Annotated in this window: 11 protein-coding genes; all 11 read left to right on the top strand. The window is 37.5% G+C overall.

Going from position 1 to position 20,887, the window contains the following annotated elements; genetic code table 11:
* The first annotated feature begins 1 nt into the window (after window position 1).
* The 11 genes from D9O48_RS14430 (at window position 2) to D9O48_RS14380 (ending at window position 20,850) form a co-directional block, all read left to right on the top strand.
* A complete protein-coding gene (locus D9O48_RS14430) occupies window positions 2-2,437 on the top strand; it encodes an ABC transporter permease (protein ID WP_126973689.1) in 2,436 nt (811 codons plus the stop codon).
* 62 nt (window positions 2,438-2,499) lie between these two features.
* On the top strand, window positions 2,500-4,944 hold the full coding sequence (locus D9O48_RS14425) for an ABC transporter permease (protein ID WP_126973688.1): 2,445 nt from the start codon (window positions 2,500-2,502) through the stop codon (window positions 4,942-4,944).
* 12 nt (window positions 4,945-4,956) lie between these two features.
* Window positions 4,957-7,341, top strand: a complete 2,385-nt coding sequence (locus D9O48_RS14420; RefSeq protein WP_126973687.1) for an ABC transporter permease — start codon at window positions 4,957-4,959, stop codon at window positions 7,339-7,341.
* Window positions 7,342-7,366: 25 nt separating this feature from the next.
* Window positions 7,367-9,808 carry an ABC transporter permease gene (locus D9O48_RS14415; RefSeq protein WP_126973686.1) on the top strand — a complete coding sequence of 814 codons (2,442 nt, stop codon included), beginning with the start codon at window positions 7,367-7,369 and terminating at the stop codon, window positions 9,806-9,808.
* Window positions 9,809-9,866: 58 nt separating this feature from the next.
* Entirely contained in the window at window positions 9,867-12,251 is a 2,385-nt protein-coding gene (locus D9O48_RS14410; protein WP_126973685.1) for an ABC transporter permease, read from the top strand.
* A 43-nt stretch (window positions 12,252-12,294) separates the two neighbouring features.
* Window positions 12,295-14,700 carry an ABC transporter permease gene (locus D9O48_RS14405; RefSeq protein WP_126973684.1) on the top strand — a complete coding sequence of 802 codons (2,406 nt, stop codon included), beginning with the start codon at window positions 12,295-12,297 and terminating at the stop codon, window positions 14,698-14,700.
* A gap of 36 nt (window positions 14,701-14,736) precedes the next feature.
* Window positions 14,737-17,070, top strand: coding sequence for an ABC transporter permease (locus tag D9O48_RS14400; RefSeq protein ID WP_126973683.1), 2,334 nt, complete (start codon window positions 14,737-14,739; stop codon window positions 17,068-17,070).
* Window positions 17,071-17,126: 56 nt separating this feature from the next.
* Window positions 17,127-17,795 (top strand): ABC transporter ATP-binding protein, encoded by a 669-nt coding sequence (locus tag D9O48_RS14395; RefSeq protein ID WP_199750587.1) that lies wholly within the window; start codon window positions 17,127-17,129, stop codon window positions 17,793-17,795.
* Window positions 17,796-17,809: 14 nt separating this feature from the next.
* A complete protein-coding gene (locus tag D9O48_RS14390) occupies window positions 17,810-19,240 on the top strand; it encodes a TolC family protein (RefSeq protein WP_126973681.1) in 1,431 nt (476 codons plus the stop codon).
* Window positions 19,241-19,506: 266 nt separating this feature from the next.
* Window positions 19,507-20,097: a Crp/Fnr family transcriptional regulator gene (locus tag D9O48_RS14385; RefSeq protein ID WP_126973680.1), complete on the top strand. Its 591-nt coding sequence runs from the start codon at window positions 19,507-19,509 to the stop codon at window positions 20,095-20,097.
* Window positions 20,098-20,166: 69 nt separating this feature from the next.
* Complete coding sequence (locus D9O48_RS14380) at window positions 20,167-20,850, top strand: CPBP family intramembrane glutamic endopeptidase (protein WP_126973679.1); 684 nt, start codon at window positions 20,167-20,169, stop codon at window positions 20,848-20,850.
* The last annotated feature ends 37 nt before the right edge of the window (window positions 20,851-20,887 follow it).

Below are 20,887 nucleotides of genomic sequence, written 5' to 3'. Positions count from 1 at the left end.
CATGTTCAAAAATCAATTTACTATATTATTCAGACAGATCTGGAGGAACAAATTGTTTACCTCTCTGAATGTACTGGGTTTATCAATCGGTATTGCAGCGGCCTGGATTATTTTCAGGATGGTAGTATTTGAACATAGTTATGATAAGCATCAACCCGACAGAGATAGAATTTATCAGGTTGTAAACAGAAGTGAATCAGAAAGAGGAAGTGGCAGCTTCGCCGGCGTTGAACTACCGCTGTATCCTGTTATTATGAATGATATACCAGGGCTGGAACTAACTGCTCCAATGTATTACAAATACAACGAAAGCGTTAAAATAGCAAATGAACAGGGTGTATTTACCAGCCCCGCCAAACCTTCGGAAAAACAAATTGCCACTTCTCCTGACTTTTTCAAAATGTTGGGTTATGAATGGCTGGCAGGAGATGTTGCCAGTGCACTGGACGACCCGAATAAAATTGTTCTCACCGAAAAGAGAGCAAACCTTTATTTCCCGGGCGCTCAACCGGAATCTTTACTGGGAAAAGTACTGACATTTAACGACTCAGTTAATAAACAGATTTCAGGTATTGTGAAAGAACTACCTTATCTGAATAGCTTTGAGGCAGAAGAATTTGTTCCGGTTTCAAAAGCAGACATGACCAGTGACGAATGGGGTTCTTTCAATAGCAACAACATCATGTATGTTAAACTTCAAAAAAATGTAGCGCCTGACCTGGTACTGTCACACATCAACAAAATACAGTCAGAAAAGAACAAAGAGGATTTTGAAAAATACAAGTTCAAAGCATGGTACGAATTTTACCCTTTAAAAGACAAACACTTTGCTACTGAATTCGGGTCTAATACCCGCACTGCCAATAAAAAAGTATTAACGGGGCTCATGTGGGTAGGAGGTTTTCTGTTAATACTGGGTTGTATTAATTATATCAACCTGAGTACAGCACAGATTCCTCAACGTGCAAAAGAAATCGGTATCAGAAAAACACTGGGTAGCCGCCCCATGAATATCATCAGTTCATTTATGCGTGAAACAGCGCTTATCACACTGATGGCAACCGTTCTGGCCGTTGTACTATCCATCTTTGCCATCAAAGGATTAAAAGATTTCTTACCTACCGGCATTGAAGGTTTTGTAAACTATCAGAGTTTCGTTTATTTTCTGTTACTGCTGATTATTACCATCACATTGATATCCGGTATTTATCCTGCGTGGTTAATTACCAGAGTGAATACAGTTAACATTTTGAAAGGCCAGCTGGGCAAACAGGCGCAGCCTAAAAGATTCAATCTTAGAAAAGGTCTGATCGTTTTCCAGTTTCTGGTAGCACAATTCTTCATTATTTGTGCACTGATTGTAGGACAGCAATTAAGATTTACGCTGACAAAAGACTTAGGTTTTAATAAAGAAGCCATTGTAACGATTGATATCCCTTACGAAGCCTATTCAAAAGAAGCTTTTAAAGACAAACAGTTTGTATTGAAGGACATTCTTGCCTCCAACCCCGACATAAAAGGGGTAGCACTGGGCGACAAACCATTGAGCAGCTCAATGCTGGGTAATTTGCTGCAGATATACAACGATACCGGAATGGTACAATCACAGTTAAACATAAAATACATTGATGAACAGTTCCTTTCCTTGTATGATATGCCATTAGTGGCAGGCAGAAATATCAAATATTCAGATTCGGTAAGAGAATATATCATCAATGAAGAAGCTGTGGCGAAATTCGGATTAGGAACACCGGAAAATGCGATCGGAAAGTATGTAAAAAATATAAGCGGAGACAAAACATATCCCATCGTGGGCGTGGTAAAAGACTTCCACCAGTTCGGATTTCAGTCTAAGATTTTCCCGACCGGAATGTATATGCACAAACGTTCATTAAATACGGTTAACATAAAATTACCGGGCGAACATCCTGACAAGTGGCCGGCAATTATTGCATCGGTGAATGAAGAGTGGAAGAAACTGTATCCCGGTTTTGATATGGAATATAAATTCTATGATAAAACCATTGAAGCTATTTATCAGGAAGAATACAAAATGTCTTCTATGGTAAAACTGGCCACCGGTATTTCGATACTGATCAGCTGTTTAGGACTCTTCGGATTAGCGACCATTACAGCCTACCAGAGAGCTAAAGAAATCGGCATCAGAAAAGTATTAGGCGCTTCCATTTCAGGAATTATGTCAATGCTTTCAAAAGAATTCGTGATACTGATTGCACTATCTATCGTTCTGGCTTCTCCATTAGCCTGGTGGCTGATGAATAAATGGTTGGAAAGTTTTGTGTTCAAAATAGATATTCAATGGTGGATCTTTATTTTAGCCGGATTTATTGCATTGGCCTTTGCGCTTGTAACAGTCAGCTTCCAATCGTATAAAGCTGCCAGTTCGAATCCGGTAGATAGCCTCAGAGATGAATAAATTTTAACAGAATAGAGCCAGACAGCCTCATATTTTGGTATAAACCTAAACGAGACAGACCTATGTTTAAAAATAATTTTAAAATTATTATCAGAAGTTGTTTTAAAAACAAACTCTATACGGCAACGAACATCATAGGTTTGTCCGTTGGTTTATTATCATTCATTGTAGTTTTTACCGTTATCCTTGATGAACTTTCTTATGATAAACATTGGCCTAACAGCCGGTCTTTATTTAAAGCCCACAATACTTCTGTTATCAATAATGTAGAATATCAACAATCTTTTACTTCTATCGGATTAGCGAATAGTATTCTGGCAGACTTTCCTGAAGTACAGGCTTACAGCCGTATCATTAAACAGGAAATAGCTTTTCAAAACCCTCACTTTGCCAACGAACACATACAAGTAAACTTATTGAGAGCTGACACAGCATTTGAAAAAATGTTCAGTTTAGAAACTATTAGTGGAAGTATTTTGCCTTACACCAATGGTGTCAACAATCTCGTTATTACCGAAAGTTTCAGAAACAAATATTTTAAGGAACTGGATCCCGTGGGAATGGTGCTGAATGATGTACCCAGATGGTCAAACAAATCAACCCAATATCAGATTAAAGCGGTTATAAAAGATATTCCTTCGAATACTCATTTAAGAACGGAAGTCATTTTATTACAACCTCCCAGCGCCATTACATTATCATCAGACCAACGTTTTCTTTCACAAATCATCTATTACCAGTTAAAACCCGCTACCGATCTGGCCAGTTTCACAAAAAAGGTAAATGATTATTTCAGTGAAAAAACAGCCATTACCACTAAAGAATTCTATCATACATTTCAACCAATAGAAAAAGTATACCTGAATTCAGATGCTGATGAAACCGCTACCATAAAAAGTAATAAAAGTAATCTCTACATTCTTGGAATTGTCGGCATTTTCATGCTGACAATTGCCTGTATTAACTTCATCAATCTGAGTACAGCCAAAATATTTCAACGTACAAAAGAAACAGGCATCAGAAAAATATTAGGTGCCGGCCGAAAACAGTTGATTCAACAGTATCTGTTAGAATCAGTCTTATTCTTTGCAGCAGCCATTACGATATCTATTGCGGGATACCTCTATTTGTTACCAACTATTGAAGGTTTTATTGAACATAGTCTGACGATCACACTTTTTTCAAATCTTCATTTATTGGCAGTAGTAGTAGCAGCAACCATTGTTCTGAGTATGCTGATCGGAATTTATCCGGCATGGGTAATATCTGGTGTAACACCGTCTCAAAGCCTGAAAAACAAATTCTTCAAAAACGATCTGTGGAAAGGAGAAAGTTTAAGAAAGTCATTAGTAGTGACGCAATTCAGCCTTACCATCATTGTGATCATTTCATTAACCGTCATTAATAGTCAGTTATCTCTCATCAACAATAAAGATCTCGGTTATGAGAAAGATGACATTCTGATGATCAACGAAATTGGTTGGGGTGATCAATATGCAGGGTTTAAGAACGAGCTTCTCAAAGTACCCGGTATCAAACATGTGGGTACTTCTGTTTGGGGGCCTGACAATAAAAGTGCCGGCAGAATAACAATGAAGAGTCTGATCAATCCGGCAGAAACCATTGCACTGGATGTGGTAGTTGCCAATCTTGATTTTGCAGAAGCAATCGGTGCCAAATTAATAAAAGGAAGATTGTCGAATGAAACATTTGGAATAGATAGAAACGTCACTTCTGATAATAGGGCATTACTCAACCAGTCAGATGATCAAAAAGAAAAAAAATCCTCTACCCCACATCAGGAGAATATACTTATCACCCGGAGTACGGCAAAAATTCTTGGTGTGACGGAGGTTGATCAGTTAATTACGGGTACTGATTATAATCCGGTAGGCATTATAGAAGACCTTCACCTGGAGTCACTGCACAAAGCTATAACACCGTCTATTATATTATTGGATCCATCCTTCAGCTCAAATGTATTTGTAAGAGCAGAAACGGGTAAAGTTCACCAAACAGCGGCAGCCATACAAAAAATTGCAGCCGGAATGTTTCCTGAAAAAGTGATTGAAACAAACTACTTAAAAGACAAAGTTGATCAGCTATATAAAGCAGAAGACAAACAACAAACGCTTATTATCCTGTTTAGTGTGGTAATGCTGCTGTTATCCTGTTTGGGGGTATTGGGTATGATTATCAATCAAACAGAACAACGTGTAAAAGAAATAGGAATCAGAAAAGTACTGGGAGCTTCTGTTCAGAATATTGTAAAAATATTATCAGTTGACTTTATAAAATTAGTTTTCATTGCTGTAGTAATCGCCACCCCAATAGCCTGGTGGGCAATGCAGCAATGGTTGAACAATTTCGCCTACAAAACCTCTATTCAATGGTGGATGTTTGCATTAGGAGGTTCGATAGCCCTTGCATTAACCTTAGTGACCGTTAGTGCACAAACTATCAAAACAGCCATCGCAAACCCCATTAAAAGTCTTAGAGACGAATAAAAAAGTATAGCCATGTTTAAGAATTATTTGAAAATTGCTTTTAGAAATTTATGGAAAACAAAAGGATACAGCCTGTTGAATATAGTCGGCTTATCTATTGGTATGGCATCAGCGATACTCATTTTTTTATGGATACAGAATGAATTGAGTATAGAACGTTTCCATGAAAAAGGAAACCGCATCTTTGTAATGTATAACAAAGACAAATCTACCAGCGGAGAAATCTGGGCATGGAACAGCACTCCTCAGGTGATGGGGCCAACACTCAAAACAGATTATCCTGAAGTAGAAGACATGAGCAGATTCACGAATTCTACCTTTCTGGTAAAGCTGGGTGATAAAAAGATAAACGGACAAGCTGCTTTTGTAGACAGCGGCTTCCTGAAAATATTCAGCTTCCCTTTAATGCAAGGAAATAAAGAGATAGCACTGAACAATACTTATGACATCGTATTAACTGAAAAATTTGCAAAATCGATGTTTGGGAATGAAGATCCGATGGGTAAGAGCCTGATCTTAGACAGTGTTCATAATTTTATTGTTACAGGTGTTCTGAAAGATCTTCCTAACAATACTATTTTTAGATTTGACTACTTACTGCCATTCAGTTACCAGAAAGTAATAGGTAATATGAGTGAAAGCTGGACGAATAACTCTCTAAGAACATACGTATTACTCAAAGACCCATCGCTGCACAGTACTTTCGACAGCAAAGTCAGAACGATTACCATCGATCATACTAAAGAATCGGCGAACCCTTCTACCATTGAGGTATTTAGCCATCCGCTTGAAAAATTATACCTCTACGGTAAAAATGATAATGGAAAATTAGTAGCGGGCAATCTGGTAATGGTGCGGTTGTTTTCTGTAATCGGTGCATTTATTCTTTTAATTGCCTGTATCAACTTCATGAACCTGAGTACGGCAAGAAGTGAAAAGCGTGCTAAAGAAGTGGGTATAAGAAAAGTGGTGGGCGTAACCAAAACATCACTTGTACTTCAATTTTTAGGAGAAAGTATTCTTTTGAGTATAATCTCTTTCATACTCGCATTGTTACTTGTAACAATCGTACTATCCGGATTCAATACGCTGGTAGGAAAAGAACTATTTATTCCTTTCAAAACCATTAACTTCTGGTTATATTCAATAGCCTTTATTTTACTAACCGGACTGATAGCCGGCAGTTACCCTTCTTTCTATCTTTCATCATTTAACCCGGTAAAAGTATTAAAAGGCACTTACAAAAAAGTAAAAGCACCTTTTACTCCAAGAAAAGTACTGGTAACGATTCAGTTCACCTTTGCAATTATCCTGATCACTTCCACCATCATTATTTCTAAACAAATCAGATTCGGATTGGAAAGAGAAGCCGGTTACGACAGAAAAGATCTTGTTTACATTTTTAATGAAGGAGATGTAAAGAAACATTTTTCTGCTATCAAAAACGATTTAATAAGCAGAGGAGCAATTTTATCAGCCACCATGAACCAAAGCCCTATTACCCAGAGATGGAGTGACTCATGGGGTTTTAAATGGAGTGGCAGTACCAAAGAAGATGAGAAAGAATTATTCCTTCGTTTAGGTACTGATGCTGACTTTGTAAAAACAATGGGCCTTGAACTGATACAGGGAAGAGATATTGATGTATATCAGTATCCATCTGACAGCTCAGCACTGATACTGAATGAATCTGCAGTGAAAGCCATGAGATTAGAAGATCCGATCGGACAAAAAGTAGGTTTCGTAGGCGGAGACGCTCAGATGACTATCGTTGGAGTTATTAAAGATTTTATTATAGAATCACCTTTCCAGGAAAAAATAACACCAATGATGATTGCCGGCCCTATATATTACTGGCCGAATGTAGCGCACTTCAAACTCAATCCGGCAAATAACAATATTGAAAATCTGAAAATACTAAAAGAAGTACTTGCAAAGTATAACCCTGAATATCCTGCGAATTATGTATTTGCCGATGAAAATTACGCCACTAAATTCAAAGGAATTGAAAGAACCGGAAAACTGGTAGTATTGTTTGCAGGACTCACCATTTTCATTTCTTGTTTAGGTTTATTCGGTCTGGCTACTTACATGGCAGAAAACAGGGTAAAAGAAATCGGCATCAGAAAAGTATTGGGTGCTTCTGTTTTTGAAGTAACCAGCCTTTTATCAAGAGAGTTTTTAACGCTGGTGTTAATCTCTTTTGTAATAGCTACTCCTATTGCCTGGTATATCATGCACCAATGGCTGGCTGATTATTCTTATAAAATCTCCATTGAGTGGTGGATTTTTGCCTTAGTAGCCCTGATAGCCATTTTAATAACATTGTTCACAGTAAGTTTTCAATCTATTAAAGCAGCTATCGCCAATCCGGTAAAAAGTTTAAGAGACGAATAATCATACAAACGATTAATAGCATTTTATGATAAAACTCAGCTTTAAAACAGCTTTCAGGTATTTGTGGAAACATAAACTTTTCACAGCCTTAAATATTGCAGGTCTGGCAATAGGTATCTGTACCTGTTGGGTTATATTAAGTATCGTCCGATACGAATTCAACTTTGAGTCAGCCATTCCTGAACGGGAAAATACCTACCGTTTAGTGACTGGAAAAATGTTCGATAATAAAGAAACTATCTATGGTGGTGTTTCTGCTCCGTTTTATCAGGGTGTACGTGAAAATGTAACAGGTGTAAAAGCGGTAGTACCTGTATACGGACAATGGATTTCATCTGTAAAAGTAGATAATGGTAAAGAATTAATCGAAGTAGAAGAACCGGAAGATATCATTGCAACCGATAGTTCTTACTTTGAAATGGTACCCTATAAATGGTTGGCAGGAAATGCCCGCACTGCCTTTCAGCAACCTGAATCAGTGGTATTAACCCAATCCAGAGCAAACAGTTATTTCCCGGGGCTTACTCCCGGGCAATTAATCGGCAAAACAATTACTTACGAAGAAGATGCAATAAAAACCATCAGTGGTATTGTAGAAGATCTGCATTTTCCGTCAGAGTTTACTGCACAGGAAATACTATATCTTCAACCAATTGCATATCCTTTGGTTGAATGGACCAACACGAATTCATCTGACAGATTGTATATCATTGCTGAGAATGATAAAAATCCGGCGACTATTCTGAAACAAATTCAACAGCTCAGCGATCAGAAATGGCAGGATTTTAAACAGGAAAGAAACCCGACATATGAATTTGTGAGATGGTTTAGTATGATTCCGCTGTCGGAAATGCACTTTGCTACCTATGTTAACGAATGGCAGGTGAAAAAAACCAGCAAAACTGTATTATTCGGATTGATCGGAACTGCCATATTCATCTTATTTCTTGCCTGTATCAACTATATAAATCTGAGTACTGCTCAGATTCCGCAAAGAGGAAAAGAAATAGGTATCAGAAAAACATTGGGCAGCAATAATAAAAGTCTGCTGATGCAGATATTTTCTGAAACCATTATTGTAGTACTGATCGGAGCACTTTTATCATTCGTGCTGGTACACTTCTCCTTTCTGCTGTTAAGCGATATGATTCCACAGGATGCCGTTAACTTTCAATTTCATACCAATACCCTTCTGATATTGGGAGGTATATTGATAGCAACTATTGTAAGTTCAGGAGCTTACCCGGCAATACAAATGACGAGAGTAAATCCGATACAAAGTATCAAAAACGGTTTATCTCAAAAAAGCGGTAAAAGCAGGTTTAATGTAAGAAAAGGACTTTTCATATTTCAGTATACCATCGCCCAATGCTTTATCATTGGAGCAATTATTGTCGGGCAACAATTGAAATATACCATCAAAAAAGACCTTGGTTTTAATAAAGACGCAGTATTGCTCGTTGATCATCCGTTTAACATGACTTCCAAAGCCGGTTTTGTGGGTAAGCAAAAAGTATTGCTGGAAGAGTTACAAAAGCTACCGGGTGTCACCAATTTAAGTTTTTCAGAGTCTCCTTTAAGAATGGGATATTCGAGCAGTCCGTATATATATACACCGGCAGAGGGTACAGATCCGGTGAGCCGCCAATTACAGATTAAAATGGTGGATCATAATTATCTGAGTTTTTATCAGATGCCTTTAGTAGCAGGAAAAGACTTTGTAGCCGGCGACTCTTCCAAAAAGGTTATCCTGAATGAAACTGCAGTGAAAGAATATGGTATATCATCTCCCGAAGAAGCAGTCGGAAAAACAATTAAACGTTCAGACGAACTCTATTCAATAGCTGGAGTTGTTAAAGATTTTCATCAGGAAAACTTCTATAAGGAAATCAAACCACTGGTATTAATGCAGGGAGATCAGCCACGGCAAATGTTTAATATCAAATTGAGCAGTAACAGTGAACAATGGCCACAAACCATTGAAGCTATTAAAGCCACCTGGACAAAGTTTTATTCTGAAAAATATTTTGAATACCGTTTTTACGACGAAACGATTGAAGCCTTATACAAAGAAGATCAGAGATTATCAACGCTTATAAATGTAGCTACTTTCATATCTATATTCATCGGTTGTTTAGGTCTTTTTGGTTTAGCTACACTGACTGCTTTTCAGAGAACAAAAGAAATCGGGGTAAGAAAAGTATTGGGAGCCTCTGTAAGCAGTATTGTAGGTTTACTATCAAAAGATTTTGTAAAGCTGGTGATCATTGCCATTGTGATTGCATCTCCTATCGCCTGGTGGGCTATGAATAAATGGCTGGAAGAGTTTATCTATAAAGTACCCGTTACGATATGGACTTTTTTAATGGCCGGAGGATTAGCCATCATCATAGCTTTTGTTACCGTAAGTGTGCAGGCTGTAAAAGCAGCAATAGTAAATCCGGTGAACAGCTTACGTGATGAATAACACTATTTGATTAGAATGAATGTATTGATCAATCATAAACGAATTTAAACACTTCACTATGTTTAAAAATTATATAAAAATAGCCTGGAGGAATGTTACCAAAAACAAACTGGTGTTTTTGATTAATATTATCGGGCTCAGCATCGGTTTAACCGCCTGTTTGTTAATGTTCATATACATTAAGTCAGAATTAAGCTATGACAAGTTTCAGAACAAAGGTGATAGAATTGCCCGCGTCATCATGGAATACAGTTTTGGCGATGGTACTTTTAACAAAGGTAATTACACCAGTGCCCGGGTTTTACCTGTTTTCAAAAACGAATTTCCGGAAGTTGAATCCGGTACAAGGGTTTTTAACCAGACGATACTGATCTATGCAAAAGAAAACACTTACGAAGAAGACAATTTTGTTTTTGTTGACTCCAGCTTTTTCAATGTACTTTCAGGTTTCAAACTGATAGAAGGTAACCCGAATGATGTTTTAAACGGTACCAATAAAATAGTTTTAACCCGTTCTTCTGCAAAAAAATACTTCGGTAACGAAAATCCTATCGGTAAAACCTTAAAACTGGGCATTGCGCAAACCGAATATGAAGTAACCGGTATCAGTGAAGACTGCCCTCAGAATTCACAGGTTAAATACAACGTGCTGGCCTCTTTCCAAAACATGAAAAATGCGCGGGAGGATACTTACTGGAATGCAAACTATACGACTTACCTGTTATTAAAACAACCGGGCGGATTAGCTGCCTTACAGGATAAGATCAACCGGTTCATGATGCAGGAAACAAAAGAAATGCAGAATGTAACTATCAGATACGAACTGGAACCGTTTCTTGACATCCATCTTCACTCTCCTTATCCGGGAATTGAAGCCAACAGTAATATTAAATATATCTATATCACTGCGGGTATCGCTATTTTAATGTTGATTATTGCCAGCTCTACTTATATTAACCTTAGCACCGTACGTTCTATGGAACGTGCAAAAGAAGTTGGCATCAGAAAGGTGGCAGGGGCTACCAAACAACAGGTATTCTGGCAGTTTATTGCAGAATCATTCTTATTGTCTTGTTTGGCACTGATAGCAAGTATTGGCCTAACCATGTTGACCTTACCGTCTTTCAACTATCTGGCGGGTATTCAGATCTCGTTACTAGAAGCATTGAACCCGGCTACCATTCTTGCCGGTATTCTGATTATTGTCACCATTACATTACTGGCGGGTATTTATCCGGCAATGGTACTGGCAAACTTCTTACCGGTCAGAATTTTAAAAGGAGCCTATAAAAACACCCGTTCGGGAATGACACTTCGAAAAGGTTTAACCACCTTCCAGTTTACAATTTCTGCTTTTCTGATATGTGCCACTGTAATCATGTATCAGCAACTGAGTTATATACAGAATAAAGAAATGGGATATAACAAGGAACAGATATTGGTATTACCATCAGACAATACCATTAACAACAAGCTGGCAGTATTCAAAACCGAACTGAAAAAGAATAATAATATTCAATACGTATCTGCCACTGTTAATACACCAATTAATATTGTAGGCGGTTACAATATACAACGCCGCCGTGATCTGGATGAGCAGATCTCTGTAACAGCCACTCCTATTGATGAAGAGTTTCTACAGGCAAGCGGCCTCACACTTGTAGCAGGTGAAAATCTTACTTTACAGGATATAGATGCTGTTAATAAAAATGAAGAAGAAGCTTTTTATAATTTCATCCTCAATGAAAGTGCAGCTCAAAAATTAGGTTGGACTGCAGAAGAAGCCGTTAATAAACCATTGTTGATGGGTGAAAGAAACGGAAGAGTGAAAGGAGTTGTTAAAGATTTCCATTTTCAATCAATTCACCATGAAATTACCCCGCTGGTATTATTCCCTGAGGGATGGTACAATATAATTATGGTAAAAATGAATACAGCTAATGTAGACCAGACTCTGGCTCATATTCAGAAAGTATGGAGTGAAGTAGCGCCACATCGCCCCTTCAAATACAATTTCCTGGATGAGCAGTTCGAAAAAATGTATAGCACAGAAAAAAGAACCGGTACTATCATTCTCATATTCGCATCTATCGCTATCGCACTGGCATCATTGGGCTTATTCGGATTATCTTCTTACAGTATCATTATACGTGCAAAAGAAATCGGTATCCGCAAGGTGCTGGGATCTTCAATCAGCAATATTGTAGGAATTTTAAGCAAAGATTTTATCAAAATGGTTTTTATTGCCAGCTTACTGGCCATCCCGTTAGCCTGGTTTGCAATGAACAGCTGGCTAAGCGACTTCTCTTACCGTATTAAACTGGAATGGTGGATGTTTGCCTTATCAGCAATTGTAGCCATTTTAATAGCCTTCTTAACCATCGCAATGCAATCTGTAAAAGCTGCAATGGCGAAGCCTGTTAATAGTTTAAGAGACGAATAAACGTTATTAATATTTTATATTCTATTAGTTACAAATAAAAGATATGGTTTCGAATCACTTTAAAATTGCCTGGCGGAATCTGGTCCGCAACAAATCTTTTTCACTGATTAATATCGGTGGACTATCCGTTGGAATTGCAGCCAGTCTGCTATTATACATGGTAGTCAGCTATGAATTAAGTTATAATCAGTTTTTTCCTAACAAAGAGAACATTTATCAGATTGTAACCAAGAGTGTAGATGAAGGTGGAGAGGATTATACTCCCGGCGTACCTCTTCCGGCACTGGAAGCATTCAGGCTGGGTGTACCGGAGGTAAAAATTGCTCCGCTGATCGGAAATGGTGGCTGTCAGATAAGTTTACCTGATGAAAACGGTACCATCCACCCCGATAAAAAATTCATGCAGGATATTTATTTTACAGATGCTGAATTATTTAATGTACTTCAGTTTAAATGGTTGAGTGGATCACCTGAGATACTGAATGAACCGAATACAATTGTATTGACTAAAAAAGAAGCTGAAAAACATTTTTCCAGCTGGCAGAATGCATTAAATAAAACCATTCACATCAACAACCAGGTTACAGCAAATATCGGAGGAGTTTTAGAAGACATTCCACTCAACAGTGATTTCCCTTTATATTATCTTATATCTTACGCTACTTATAAAAACAATCCGAAAATTTTCGGTTATACTGACCAATGGGGCAGCAATAGCAGCGACAACCATCTCTACATGTCAATTCCTGTTGGCACAAGTGTAGCAGATATAGCTCAAAAATTAAACGCTGTCAGCACTCCGCGTTATAATGAAATTGACCAACAGGAAAAAAGAGAGCACCTTTTATTACCCTTAAAAGAAATGCATTACGAAGAGCGTTACGGTACCTTCGGCGACTATACTATTAGCAAAAATACCCTGATGATGCTGTCTCTGATCGGTGTATTTATTTTAGTAATGGCCTGTATCAATTTCATTAACTTATCAACAGCGCAGGCTGTTAACCGTTCAAAGGAAATCGGTATCAGAAAAGTATTAGGAAGCCACCGTTTCAATATCTTCTGGCAACTATTAAGTGAAACCAGTCTGATCGTTCTATGTAGTATTATCATTGCCTTATTACTGGTAAAACCGGTATTACCACATATTGAAACGCTGGTAGGAATTACCGAAAAACTGCCCCTATTCACCATAAACAACATTGTTTATCTCTTACTAACCGGTGTGATTGTTTCCTTTATTGCAGGAAGCTATCCGGCATTTGTAATTGCAGGATTTAAACCGGTAAGTGCACTAAAAGGAAAACAAAAAGCAGCCGGTAAAGCCGGTATGCGAAGAGGACTGGTAGTGCTTCAGTTTGTCATTTCGCAAGTACTGATTATCGGAACACTGATTGCTGTTTTGCAAATGAATATGATTAAGAAAAGCGACCTGGGCTTTAATAAAGAAGCTATTCTTGTAGTATATACTAAAGCCGACAGTGCTGTTTTATCCAGACAACCGGCTTATAAACATGAACTGGAAAAAATACCCGGAGTACAATCTATCAGCTTTAACAGCGATGTACCATCCTCACAAAGCAATAGTTCTACCAACTTTGCATTTGACCATAAACCTGATGAGAAATTTTCACTGTATTATAAAAGCGCAGACGAAAACTATTTCTCCACCTTTCAGATTGATTTTGTAGCAGGACGTGCTTACAATGCGAATGATTCAGCCAAAGCAGTAGTAGTGAACGAAACATTGGTAAAAATGTTAGGGCTAAATTCTGCAGAAGAAGTAATCGGAAAAAATATCAGAATGGGTGGAAGCAGATGGCTTACCATTACCGGCGTTGTAAAAGACTTTACCACCAACACACTGAAAGAAAATATCAAACCACTATTATTAGGGCCTGTTAAAAGATCATACAGAAATGCAGCCCTCAAAATCAGCAGCAATAACCTTCCGGCTACCAAGAATGCAGTAATCGCCGAATGGAATAAAATATTTCCCGAATACGTAGCCAATGATTACTGGTTAGATGAACGTATTACCAGATTTTATCAGCAGGAAGATCAGTTGACATTATTATATAAAATTTTCTCGGGCATTGCCATATTCCTGTCGTGTTTAGGACTGTATGGATTAATATCTTTTACCACGGTTCAAAAAAGAAAAGAAGTTGGTATCAGAAAAGTACTGGGTGCTTCAGTAGGAAGTATCTTATATCTCTTCTCTAAAGAAATTACTTTACTGATTATTGTAGCACTGGCAATCTCTATTCCGGTAGCGTGGTGGATATCAAAAGAGTGGCTGACTATTTTTGCTACTAAAATAACCATCAGCTGGACAATTTTCTTAGTGGCAGCAATTGCTTCGATCGGAATTGCATGGTTAACGATCAGCATCCGTTCACTCAAAGCAGCCACCAGTAATCCTGTTAAAAGCTTACGAGACGAATAAAAACCAACCTACACTCACCCGGTTAATACAGAATACATGAAACTATCAATCACTATAAAAAAAGCGATAAGACATTTAATCAGGAATAAAACCAACAGCCTGTTAAACATTATTGGTTTGACGGTAGGATTTATTTGTGTATTCTGTATTGCCAGTTATGTTTTGCATGAATATTCCTTTGATCAAAATCATCCTGACAAAGAAAACACTTACCGGATAATTTCCAATGATGTAAACACCGGTACAAAAGATAAAATGCAATCCGCCATGACCTATCTTCCTGTCAGAAAATTCATTCTCGAAGAAATTCCTGAAGTGAAAGATATCGTCAGAGTAAAAGCATATCAGCAAATAACCGTTGGCAACGAAAATGAATTATCTATTGAAAAAGGATTTATATGGTCGGATGCCGGTATTCTGAATATATTTGACATTCAACTGATAGAAGGCCACAAAAAAACAGCATTGGAAGCACCGGGTTCAGTTATCATTGCCAAAACAGCAGCAAAAAAATATTTTGGCACTACTAATATTATTAACAGAACCATTCAGGTAGACAAAGAAACACTGACCATCACAGGTGTATTTGATGATATTCCATCAAACAATCATTTACAATTCACGATGGTGGGTGCCATTCAGACCCTGAAAAACCTGGAAGATCCGTGGAGCCAGCAAGGTCATCTGTATCTGAGTCTTTCAAAAAATTCAGATCCCCTGCAGGTAGTCAAAAAAATAAATACATCCATAAAAAGTAAAATCTGGTGGGTATCTGAAGCTCCTGTATTTTCATTACAGCCACTTCAAGACATCCATTTATACTCCAGCAATATATTGGTATCTCCAAACTCAATAGATATCAGATATCTCTATTTATTCGCTGTAATCGGATTGGTCATTGTTTTATCCACCACTTTTAATTGTATCAGCTTATCAATCGCTGACATTTATAATAGAAAACAAAATATAGGCATTTCAAAAATATTGGGTTCCTCTAAACTGGAGTCGATTATACAACCGGTAACCGAGTGTGCTATCCTGTGTTTCATCTCTGCCATATCAGCTATTCTTTTTTCACTCATTCTCATTGATGATATTAATCAGGTGATGGAAAGTTCACTCAGTGCGGCTTTTTTGATCAGTACAAACAATTTATTGATACTGGCAGGTTTAACCTTTATAGTAATATTAATTTCATCTGCTTATCCGGCTCTGCTGGTATCTAAATTCAAACCGATTTCTTTAGTAAACAAACAGATAACGCCAGCAAAAACCAAATTGGTTTTCAGAAAACCATTGATGGTAATACAAAATGCAATTGTTATTATTTTACTGATGGTGGTGATTGTTGTAAATAAACAAATGAAACACCTGGGTAATGACCGGCTGGGGTTTAATAAAGAACAGGTAATAATATTAAAATCTCCAAACTTCAGACAGGCAAATACCGAATTAACAAAACAACAGATTATAAACCTGAAAGAAGTATCGTCTGCGAGTATCAGCATGAGTACTCCTTTAGGTGGCGGTATCAGCTTTTTTGTAGATAACATTGAATCGCCTTATTACCGGAGCGATTTTACTGTTGATCAGGATTATATTCAGACCCTTGGGATGAATATAATTTCAGGACGTGATTTTACCGGTACCGATACAAACAGCATCATCGTTAATGAAGCCATGGTGCTGGCTAAAAACTGGCAAGAACCGCTGGGGCAAAAAATTGATTTTTTCGGAACAGAAAGAGAAGTAATCGGAGTTGTTCAAAACTTTCAGATGAGTAATATCCGCTCTGAAATTAATCCGGCTGTTCTGGGATTGGGTAGCCAGTATAAAAGTAATATTCTGGTCAGAATGCACCCATTAAATGTTGAATCAGGAATTGAAAAAATACAAAAGATATGGAGCGAAATCAATCCGGCACAACCGATGACTTACAGCTTCCTGGATACCGACTTTGAAACACTGTTCAAAAGTGAAGTAAAATTTCAACGCCTGAGTAAAATATTTACCGGCGTTGCTATTATCATTACCTGCCTCGGATTATATGCAGCCATTTTATATGCTGTACAAAGACGAGTGAAAGAAATAGGTATCAGAAAAGTATTAGGCGCTTCCGGCAATACCATTGTATCACTGCTGCTAAAAGAGTATGTAATGATTTTGTTTATTGCTTTCATTATAGCTATTCCTGTTTCATGGTGGTTAATGAGCAAGTGGCTGGAAGATTTCGCCTACAAAATACCAATAGAATGGTGGATGTTTGCTGTAGCCGGCTTAGCTGCCTTTACAATCATAATGATCACAACAGGTTATCAGGCAATAAAATCGGCGCTCATCAATCCGGTAAAAAGTTTACGTTCCGAATAATACAATCATTTAAAATAATATTCAGCTAATTACTGATAAAGAATCAATATAGAATTATGATACAGTTAGAAAAAATCTTCAAGTGGGTGAACAGCGGAGCAAACCGTGTATTCTTACTGCAGGATATCAACCTGGAAATTGAGAAAGGAGAATTTGTTTCTATTATGGGACCATCAGGCTCAGGAAAGTCTACTTTGTTGAATGTAATCGGAATGCTCGACGGGTTCGATGAAGGTAAATATACTTTTCAGGGCGAACCCGTACACCAGTTAAAAGAAAAACAAAAATCGGCTTTGTATAAAAAACATATCGGTTTTGTATTTCAGGCCTATCATCTGATTGATGAATTAACCGTGTATGAAAATATCGAAACCCCATTATTATACCAAGACCTGAAATCATCTGAAAGAAAGGCCAGAGTAGCCGATATACTCGACAGGTTTAATATTGTAGGAAAAAAAGACTTATTTCCGGCACAATTATCAGGCGGGCAACAGCAACTGGTGGGCATTGCCAGAGCATTGGTGGCACAACCGCAATTAATTCTTGCAGACGAGCCAACCGGCAACCTGAATTCGAAACAAGGTGAAGAAATCATGGAACTCTTTAAGCAATTAAATAAAGAAGGCGTTACCATTATTCAGGTAACACACTCTGAAAAAAATGCTACTTACGGAAGTAAAGTCATCGAATTATTAGACGGAAGAATTGTAAACAGACACTAAACCAGCCCTGACAAATGAAAAACAAAATTAGTAGCCGCTATAAATTACTGGTTCTCTTTATCATCCTATCAACACAATTACAGGCACAAAATGTTTATAGCCTGAAACAATGTATTGATACAGCCATCAAAAAGAACCTCTCTGTAAATCAAAGAAGATTTCAGCAGGAGAAAAACAAAATCTATTGGCAACAGTCTAAACTTGACCTGCTGCCTTCTGTAAGCACCAGTGTGAGCCAGGGTTTAAACCTGGGTAGAAGTATTGACCCTTTTACAAACAGTTATACCACACAGGAAATTAACTCCACCGGTATCGGTATCGGTACAGGCCTTACATTGTTCAACGGCTTCAGTTTGCAAAGCAGCATTAAACAACGTGTTTTAAGTTGGGAAGCTGCAGAACAAAGTGTGGAAGAACAAAAAGACAATATCGCTTTAACCGTTATACTTGCCTATTTACAGGTTTTAACAAATGAAGAATTGCTCGATCAGGCAAAAAATCAGTTAGCAGTCAGCAGCGAGCAATTAAAAAGAATGGAATCAATGGACGTATCAGGAGCCATTAAACCATCTGAACTGTCAGATGTGAAAGGACAATACCTGAATGACGAAATTACCATTATCAATACTGAAAACAATATTAAAACAGCAAAAATTAACCTTTGTAAAATATTGAACATTCCTTACACCAGCGACTTTGAAGTAGAGAAAATGAACACTGATGTAAACGGGTTCGGTACAGCATCTACCGCCAGAGAAATGTATGACTTGTCATTGCAAACACTGCCAAATGTTAAAGCTGCCGAATTACGCGAAAAAAGTACCGAATGGTTTGTAAAATCAGAAAAAGGAAAATTATGGCCTACCCTTCGATTCGGTGCCAATATCAATACCAACTATTCAAGTATCGCGGCTAACAGTGTATTAACCGGTACGGATATACGCGCCTCAAACGAATATGTAAACGTTGGAGGAACTCAGTACAATGTTTACAAAAGCTATAACAACTATGAGTCTGTAAAAATTCCATATTTTGATCAGATCAAAAACAACCGTTATACTAACCTGTTTGTAAGTTTACAAATTCCTTTGTTCAATAACTTCGCATTACGAAACAATGTAAGATTGGCTAAAATAGATCTGAAAGACGCAAAACTACAAACCCAGGCAGTAAAAACAGCTTTGCAGTTAGAAGTAGAACAAGCCTGGGAAAATCAGAAAACCAGCCTGAAAGAATTTGCTGCTATGCAAAATCAGGTCAAAGCATATGAAACTTCATTTAGCGCAGCTACAGCACGCTTTAATGAAGGTGTAGGTACTTCGATCGATTACCTTACCACCAAGAACAATCTTGACCGGGTAAACAGTAACCTGATTATTACAAAATATACTTTACTGTTAAGAACAAAAATATTAGAATACTACGACGGTAAAAAAATGTGGTAGGAATTCTTTTATTTGAATTTAAAAATCCCCTGATGAGCTGTAATCATCAGGGGATTTTTTATTGTATTAATGGAAATAAAAAAGGAAAGGCTTATTCTAATAAAATAACACTTTTTTTGTTATTAAACAAATATGATCTGCACCTATATATAATTGAATCAATAACAACGATTCCGATAGTTCTCTGATTTCAGATAAGCATGAAAATTATGCCAGCCGCCGTTTCTTTTCTATTTTTGCTTTTATTTATATTAAATCCGTTTGGTATGGCAGCCCAACCTTCTCCTGAAGAAGTCCGAAAGATTTTTGAACCGTTCTATAACGCCGGTATGAATATATGGGAGGGTTTTTCAGAAAAAATCCAGGTAAGGTATTTTCCTAAAAATACGCCTATCAAAGCTTATCATTCTGTAGAGAAATTCCTGAATATCATTACCGAAGGTTCTGCCGGATTATTCATTTGGAATGGTAAAAAGGATGTTTGTATCAATTTATTGTATGAGAATAACTTTGTGAGCGATTACCTTTCTTTCTTAAACCAACAACCCACCGGTATTCAAACGGAAGCTTTAGAAGACTGTACACTCTGGTCAGTGAGTTACCCCGACCTGAACGAATTATATGCACGGAACGAAACCGGCTTACGTATCGGCAAAGCTATTTCCGAAATATTGTATATGCGAAAACAACAGGAACAAATCAATCTTTTAACATTAAGTCCTGAAGAGCGGTATCTTAACCTGATCAAACAACGTCCTGAAATATTTCAGCGTACGCCGTTGAAGGTAATTGCTTCCTATTTAGGGTTAACCGCTGAAAGTTTAAGCCGTGTCAGAAAAAGAGTAACCGCCCGATAGAACTTACCCATCGTCAATTTTATTATCAACCTGATCGAATAGTTTTGAAAAATAAATTCAAGTCTATTTATGACGAGTAAAGTGAATATCAAAGCCATTGCCGTGTTTTACCTTATAGCTGTTCTATGCCGGTTTCTGGCAGTAAAAACGCCCCTGTTAAATAACCTCAACAATGAATACCTGGCTATACTGCTAAGAGGGGTCGGACCGGCTATCGGAGCATTGATAGCGGTGAAACTATTCAGCATTCCAATGAAGTTATCACTGAAAGGCATCTATCAAAACAGCTTCGTACCATTTATCGTTTATTGGGCACTTCCGGCTGTGCTGATTGCAACGGTGTATTACTTTCAGATAGGGAAGTTTCCTTTATTATTAATGTTTACAGTTTTAATATATGGATTATTAGAGGAAATTGGCTGGAGGGGATTTCTGCAGGAACAATTAAAGCAGCTCAATCAATTTCAGTCAATACTGATCATTGCCCTGCTTTGGTTTGCCTGGCACCTGAATGTTGAAATGACTGCCTCAAACCTGATTTTTCTGGGTATCATTTTCTTTGGCACCTGGGGTATTGGTAAAGTATATAACAAAACAGGTTCGTTACTGGCGGTAGCAGGCGTTCATTCATTAAATAATTTTTTCCAGAACGGGCTGCATAAAACGGAATTACTGTTAATAGCGGTATTACTGATTATCTGGATAACATTCATCATGCTGTACAGGAAGAAAAAGAAAGTGGTTACTGAATAAAAGAAAAATAGTTACTAACCGGGCCTCCATCCAATAA

The sequence above is a fragment of the Gynurincola endophyticus genome (genome assembly GCF_003991195.1).
Lineage (GTDB): Bacteria > Bacteroidota > Bacteroidia > Chitinophagales > Chitinophagaceae > Gynurincola > Gynurincola endophyticus.
This window is presented reverse-complemented; position numbering and strand designations above follow the sequence as displayed.

Excerpts from the sequence above, each read along its gene's own strand:
- D9O48_RS14430 (WP_126973689.1), top strand. The coding sequence starts at position 2 with ATGTTCAAAAATCAATTTACTATATTATTCAGACAGATCTGGAGGAAC.
- D9O48_RS14425 (WP_126973688.1), top strand. The coding sequence starts at position 2,500 with ATGTTTAAAAATAATTTTAAAATTATTATCAGAAGTTGTTTTAAAAAC.
- D9O48_RS14420 (WP_126973687.1), top strand. The coding sequence starts at position 4,957 with ATGTTTAAGAATTATTTGAAAATTGCTTTTAGAAATTTATGGAAAACA.
- D9O48_RS14415 (WP_126973686.1), top strand. The coding sequence starts at position 7,367 with ATGATAAAACTCAGCTTTAAAACAGCTTTCAGGTATTTGTGGAAACAT.
- D9O48_RS14410 (WP_126973685.1), top strand. The coding sequence starts at position 9,867 with ATGTTTAAAAATTATATAAAAATAGCCTGGAGGAATGTTACCAAAAAC.
- D9O48_RS14405 (WP_126973684.1), top strand. The coding sequence starts at position 12,295 with ATGGTTTCGAATCACTTTAAAATTGCCTGGCGGAATCTGGTCCGCAAC.
- D9O48_RS14400 (WP_126973683.1), top strand. The coding sequence starts at position 14,737 with ATGAAACTATCAATCACTATAAAAAAAGCGATAAGACATTTAATCAGG.
- D9O48_RS14395 (WP_199750587.1), top strand. The coding sequence starts at position 17,127 with ATGATACAGTTAGAAAAAATCTTCAAGTGGGTGAACAGCGGAGCAAAC.
- D9O48_RS14390 (WP_126973681.1), top strand. The coding sequence starts at position 17,810 with ATGAAAAACAAAATTAGTAGCCGCTATAAATTACTGGTTCTCTTTATC.
- D9O48_RS14385 (WP_126973680.1), top strand. The coding sequence starts at position 19,507 with ATGGCAGCCCAACCTTCTCCTGAAGAAGTCCGAAAGATTTTTGAACCG.
- D9O48_RS14380 (WP_126973679.1), top strand. The coding sequence starts at position 20,167 with ATGACGAGTAAAGTGAATATCAAAGCCATTGCCGTGTTTTACCTTATA.